We start from the raw sequence: 6,130 nt of genomic DNA, 5'->3' as shown, positions 1-6,130 counted from the left end.
CCAAGCGCGCAGTGAACAAGAGCAGGAAATCCAGCGGCTGACTGAAGAAATCACATCATTGGTCAACCAGCGCGATGCCACACAAGAAGAAGTGGCGCAGGCAGCAAGCGCCGAAGCCACGGAACTGGACGACCAGATCGCCAGGCGCCGCGCCGAAATGCGCGGGCTGGATGACAGTGTCGCCGCTCTGAAGACCGAAATCGAACAGCTTGACCAACAGAAACAGACCTTGGCCGCGGAATTGCAACAAACGCAGGACCGCGCGACGCAGCAGGAAGAACTGGAAGCTGCGCTGGCGGAACAGCGCAGCGAACTGGAAAGGCTGACGGCCGAGGCCGACAGCCTGCGCCAGCAAATCGCAGAGCTGTCCGGCCAAAGCGATGAATTCGCGGCGCAGGCCGCCCTGAGCCACGAAATGGCGGAAGAAAAGGCCCGGCTTGCCGAGCAGGTCGCTGCGCAGAAAGAAACGGCAGAGCAACTGGCCGCCCGCATCGCAGATCAGGAAGAACAGCTGGCCGCGCTGGAAGGAAACGCGGCGGAGCTCACCTCTCAAATCGAACAGCTCGACGAACGCAAACGGACTCTGGCCACGGAATTGCAGCAGGCGCAGGACCGCGCCGCGCAACAGGCCGCGCTGGAGGAGGCGCTGACGAAACAGCGCGCCGAACTGGAAGGCCTGACCACCAAGGCCAACAGCCTGCGCCAGCAAGTCGCAGAGCTGACCAGCCAGCAACAGAGTCTTCAGTCCCCGACAGCAGCCCTGGCTGAACCGGAACCCGAGGCGGAAGCCACCGCCCCTGCCGAAATCATCAATGCAGCCGAGGCCGACCCGGCCCCGGAGATGACGGGCCAGCCCCGAGAGCCGTCCGTCGTCGATGAGGCCTTGGCCGTGATGCCGGGCCTGCCGGGAGATCCGACGTTGCTGACGCAGTTGCGGGATGCCTTGATCAAGGGAGATTGCCCCGCAACCGCCTTGAGCAGGATCCAGCAGCCGATCAATCGCCAATCATTGCTGTCATTGATATCTCACCTGGGCAGTTGCTAACGCCCGCGCCAATCATCGAAGGAGGAACGCATGCGATTGCCCAAACTTCTGAAGCATCTTGCGGTTGTCGCCGGGCTTGTCGGCCTGCCGGTCATATCGGCCCATGGTCAGGAACCACAGATCAGCATCATGACCGGCTCTCCGACTGGCACCTATATCCAGTTCGGCCGCGACATGCAGCGCCTGATGGCTCAATGCGGTCATGAGGTTGATGTCGTGGAATCGGCAGGTTCGCTTGAGAATTTTCTGGGCGTCCGGCAGCGGCCAAATACCCAGTTCGGCATCGTTCAGAACGACGTGCTGGAGTATATGCAGACATTCGCCGCGCAAGACCCCGATATTGCCCGCACCATCAAGGGCGTGCGCATCGCCTTTCCACTGTATGAAGAAGAGGTGCATATCCTTGCCAAGAAGGACATCGCCGATTTCGGAGACCTGGCAGGCCGGCGCGTGGCCATCGGAGCGGAAAACAGCGGCACGTTCCTGACCGCCTCGCTGATGCTGTCCCTGGCCGGGCTGGAACCGGCGGAAAGATTGCCACTCGCGCCCAAGGACGCCTTGCCAAGATTGCTGACCGGGCAGATCGATGCATTCTTCTATGTCGCCGGAGCCCCGGCCTCATTGTACCTGGGCAGCGGCATCGATGGCGGCAGGTTCCATCTGCTGCCCATCACCGATGATACCCTGCGCAACGTCTATACGCCCTCGACCCTGGCAGCAGGCACCTATCCTTTCCAGACCGATCCGGTCGATCTGGTCGCCGTCAAGGCCGTGTTGATGACCTATGACTATGACGCCAATCGGAATGCCTATCACCGTCAATCCTGCAATGCGGTTTCGGATATGAGTGCGTTGATCTCGACCAATCTCGACTCGCTCAAGCAATATGGACATCCGAAATGGCAGGATGTCGATCTGGGAGCGATTCCTCCGGGCTGGGATGTCGGATCATGTGTCACCCGTGGCACCAGCGCGGATTACGAAATGAACTGCACGGCTCCTCCAAGCGCGGAAGGCGATGCCAATGACAGCTATCGTCGCAGCATCTGCGCGGTCATGGGCTGCTGAATCATTCGACTGCGCTCGGGGCGTCAAACCACTCGGTGGCGCCCTGATCGCGATCATCCGCTGACAAGGAAACGATGCGCCAGCGCGAGACCGGCCCCTCCAGCAGGATCGCCGAAAGCGCCGTGACGCGCCGATGCGGGGCGCTGTCCTCGCTCCCTGACATATAATCCACGGCAAAGCGCGGCGGACTTGCCGAACCAGCCGTCCGCCAATGCAGAATCAGCCGCCCGTCCGGCAGGCTGGCCTGCAAGACCGGAACAGGCGCGGCGGCGGCCCCGCTCTGCACCGTCAGGGGCCCCAGTTCCGCAAGCCTGTCCGCCGCGGACTGGCTGTCGACGGCACTGCGATACCAGGCACGGGCGCGCTGCGGGTCCGCGCTCACTCCATCGCCCAATTCGTAAACCTGGCCCATGAAATAGGCAGCACGGCTATCGCCCAGCAATGCCGCGCGCTCATACAGCAATGCCGCGAATGCGGGATCGGTCGCGGCGGCGTCAATTGCCTGATCCAGCAGATCACGGGTGTCGGGCACGCTCATCAGCCGAATCTGGGGCGGCGGCGGCATCGGCACAGGCTCGGGCATGGTCTGCATGTCCTCGCGCGGGCCAAGAGGGCGATCATCTGAAGGTGGCGTGGGTGTCAAGATCGGTCCAGCCGGCTCCACCAGGGCCACACCCTGCCCGCGCCCCGAAATCTGGGTCCAGATCAAACCGCCCGCCAGCGCGGCCAGAACCGTCGCCGAAGCCACCGTCCAGATCCATCCCCGGCCACGCGGCGGCACGACAGCCACGGATGTCCCGACCTCATCCGCAGGTCTCAGAGAAACGGGTTTCATGTCCGACGCAGCGCCCGGCACCTTTGCGCCGGCGCGGTCGGCATGGGCAACCACCTGTGCAGGCGTCGAGGACGGTGGGGGCAGGGCATCGACCGGCTCACCACGCTCACAGGCATCGACGAAAGCCGCACCGATCACCGTGGCACCGGCACGCTCGGCCTCGGACAGGCATGTCCTGGCGATCGCCCCGATCCGCCCCGGAACCCCCTGCGAATAATGATGCAGCCGGACCATGGCGCCGGCATCGAAGGGATTGCGTCCCGAATGGCAGTCGCAATCGACCGTGGCGAAACGATGCGCGACATAGCCTGCCGTCTCATATTCCGTCAGCGCGGCGATGCGAATTTCGGCACCGATATAACGTCCCAATGCGCTGTCCTGCCACTGATCCAGCTTGTCCCGCAGCACGGGCAGGCCAGCCAGCAACAACTGCACCGGCGGCTCCGAAGCCGAAAGGGCCTCGCAAACGCGATGCAGCTGATCAAGCGCACTGTCGGGCAGCAGATGGGCGTCATCCACGATCAGAAGCGTCGGCATTTGGCTTGGCAGTGCCTCGTCCTGGTCTTCATGCGCAAAGTCACGGATCGAGGCGATGAACTCATCATCCTGCGCATCATCATCCGAACCGATCTGGGGATCCCCCGGTTCGAATTCCTCCAACCGGATCGAGGCGATCTTGTGGCTTTCGGACAGTCGCGTGCGGATCGCATTCAGCAATTGCGTCTTGCCGATGCCATCGTCCCCCAGCAGCAGGGTCAGCGGGCTTCCGTCAAGCAGGGCGTGGCGCAGATCGGACAAGGCCGCCTGTTCCGCCGATGACGGGTAAAGCAGCGACGGCGTCGAACCGACCGCGAATACCGGACATGCCGCCCGGCTCTGGTCCGCGTCCCCGGTCATTGGTGTAACAATGTCGACATGCCGCCAAACGGTCGGCAGGGATCACGGCGCAATACCGCCGCGCAGCTTTTCAAGCCGTCCTGCAAACCCGCAACCATCGGCCATATCCCGCCGTTACATCAATACTGCATGTTCAGGTTACCCTATGCAGTGCCTGCGTCAAGAACAGGACGCGGCCTGACCCATCTTGTCGCAGTCTGACATCAGTCACGGCCTTCAAAGACCGTCATTACCCTGTTTGCGCCATCAGCCGGAACCGGGTCAGGCGGTCCCCCAGTCCCGCCCCCCTTGCCCGCCTCTCGGGCAGGCATGGCGACCAGCGCCGCCATGCCTGCTATGCCCCCATCTGTCCGGCAGGATCACCTGCGCGTTGGAATCACGCCGGCGGCAGCCGCCCAGATTCCGGCCGCCTCTTGAAGACATCCTTCACCCCATATCGTGAAAACCTGTGCGGGAATCGCCGCAGGGTCTGAAGATTTCATATAGATTTCAATTGCCTGACGTCTTCACCATCTGATTTATCAATTAATACTTTATCTGATATATCAGTTGAGATACCTTGAATGCATGATCGATGCTTCCACACCGTCCCAATCGCTTGCAGATCGCAGCTATGCCACCATCCGTGAGGGTATCCTGACCGGCAGGCTCAGCCCGGATTCGACCTGGTCCGATCGAGAGTTGTGCGAAATGTTCTCGCTGAGCCGGACGCCGGTGCGCGAGGCGATCCTGCGCCTGCAAAGCGAACAGATGGTACAGATCGTTCCGCGCAAGGGCACCCGCATCCTGCCGCTGCGGCTGGAGGATGTGCGCGACATCCATCAGGTCACCAAGGCTCTCGAACTGGAGGCCGCGCTGCTGATCGCGCGCAATTATCGCGATGTGGAAGAACTGGACCCCATCCTGCAATGCGTAAAGGACATGGAGGATGCCCTTGAACGTCAGGATCGCGAGGCATGGGCGCTGGCCGATACACGCTGCCATTTCGCGGTCGTGGACATGTGCGGCAACAGCAGGCTGGCAGGGATGTATCATGCCCAGAGGGGGCTGACGGATCGCGCGCGCTATTTCGTGCTGCACATGCGCGACCTGCCGGTCCTTTCGACGCGGGAGCACAGGCAGATGTATGACGCATTGGTCGCCCGCGACCTGCGCGAGCTGGAGGTGGTCTATCGCCAGCACTGGGACAGAACGACCGAGGAAATGCTGGACATCATCGGGAGGATCTCTCCGCACACACCGGTGCCGGCAGTCAAACAGACAACATAAAGAATACTCTGGGAGGAGGATGAAATGAAAGAACGCATGTTTACGGCGGTGCTTCTGGCCGCGACCGCGCTGGTCAGCCCCGCAGCCGCCGCAGATCTGGTCATCAAGATCGGCACGGTGGTTTCCGGCGATCACCCCGAAAACGTCGGCGCCCGCGAGATCGAGCGGCTGATCGAGGAACGCTCGAACGGTGATATCGACGTGCGCATCTTCACCGACAGCCAGCTGGGAAATCAGCGTGAAATGGTCGAACAGCTTCGCTCGGGCACATTGGAAATGACCTGGGTCACCACGGGTTTCTTCGGGTCATGGGTGCCGGAACTGGGGGCGCTGGAAATCGGCTACCTGTTCAAGGACCGTGAACATGCCTTTCGTGCCTTCGGGGGTGAACTGGGCGAAGAAGTCGCCAGCCGTGTGAACGAACATGGCGTGCATCTGCTGGGCTATTTCGAGGCCGGCATGCGACATCTGACCAATTCCAAACGCCCCGTGGCCACGCCCGAGGATCTGGCCGGCCTGAAGATCCGCACGCCCAAATCAACCTATCACCTGCGCACGCTTGAAATGATGGGCGCCAATGCCACGCCGATGGCCTTCAACGAACTGTATACCGCCATGGAACAAGGCGTCGTGGACGGGCAGGAAAACCCGCTGTCCAATATCTATAGTGCCAAGTTCTCCGAGGTGAACGACTATCTGTCTTTGACCGGGCATCTGCATCTGACCCATATGGTCCTCTATTCGGACGAACTGTGGCAGAAACTGACGCCGGAACAGCAAGAGATCATCCACGGGGCCGTTCAGGACGCCCAGCAGGTTCAGCGCGACAAGGTCGCCGCCGATGACGCCAGCCTGCTGGACGAACTGGCCGCAGAAGGCATGACCATCACCGAACCCGACCGCGACGCCTTTGCCGCCAAGGTCGCCCCGCTGCGCGACGACGCAATCGCGGAATTCGGCGACACGGTGGTCGAGTGGTTCGAGGTGATCGACGACGTCCGCGACGAAGGTTGAGG

Annotated in this window: 5 protein-coding genes (1 of these 5 running past the window's edge); 4 read left to right on the top strand and 1 reads right to left on the bottom strand. The window is 61.9% G+C overall.

Annotated features, from left to right (window positions below):
• Together JHW44_RS20160 and JHW44_RS20155 are read left to right on the top strand one after the other, a co-directional pair.
• A protein-coding gene (locus JHW44_RS20160; protein WP_089345212.1) for a coiled-coil domain-containing protein crosses the window boundary here: on the top strand, positions 1–1,045 show its 3' portion. The gene continues 428 nt to the left of window position 1, outside the view; only the last 1,045 of its 1,473 coding nucleotides appear in the window; its start codon lies beyond the left edge, outside the window; the stop codon is at positions 1,043–1,045.
• A 30-nt stretch (positions 1,046–1,075) separates the two neighbouring features.
• On the top strand, positions 1,076–2,113 hold the full coding sequence (locus tag JHW44_RS20155; RefSeq protein ID WP_245847291.1) for a TAXI family TRAP transporter solute-binding subunit: 1,038 nt from the start codon (positions 1,076–1,078) through the stop codon (positions 2,111–2,113).
• Between the two features lies 1 nt (position 2,114).
• On the opposite strand, the gene JHW44_RS20150 is transcribed toward JHW44_RS20155, so the two are convergent.
• On the bottom strand, positions 2,115–3,845 hold the full coding sequence (locus tag JHW44_RS20150) for an AAA family ATPase (protein WP_089345213.1): 1,731 nt from the start codon (positions 3,843–3,845) through the stop codon (positions 2,115–2,117).
• A gap of 567 nt (positions 3,846–4,412) precedes the next feature.
• Between JHW44_RS20150 and JHW44_RS20145 the strand changes: the two genes are divergently transcribed.
• Together JHW44_RS20145 and JHW44_RS20140 are read left to right on the top strand one after the other, a co-directional pair.
• Positions 4,413–5,114: a GntR family transcriptional regulator gene (locus JHW44_RS20145; RefSeq protein ID WP_089345214.1), complete on the top strand. Its 702-nt coding sequence runs from the start codon at positions 4,413–4,415 to the stop codon at positions 5,112–5,114.
• A gap of 24 nt (positions 5,115–5,138) precedes the next feature.
• A complete protein-coding gene (locus tag JHW44_RS20140; RefSeq protein ID WP_089345215.1) occupies positions 5,139–6,128 on the top strand; it encodes a TRAP transporter substrate-binding protein in 990 nt (329 codons plus the stop codon).
• Positions 6,129–6,130: the final 2 nt, after the last annotated feature.

It is taken from the genome of Paracoccus seriniphilus, assembly GCF_028553745.1.
Classification (GTDB): domain Bacteria; phylum Pseudomonadota; class Alphaproteobacteria; order Rhodobacterales; family Rhodobacteraceae; genus Paracoccus; species Paracoccus seriniphilus.
This window is presented reverse-complemented; position numbering and strand designations above follow the sequence as displayed.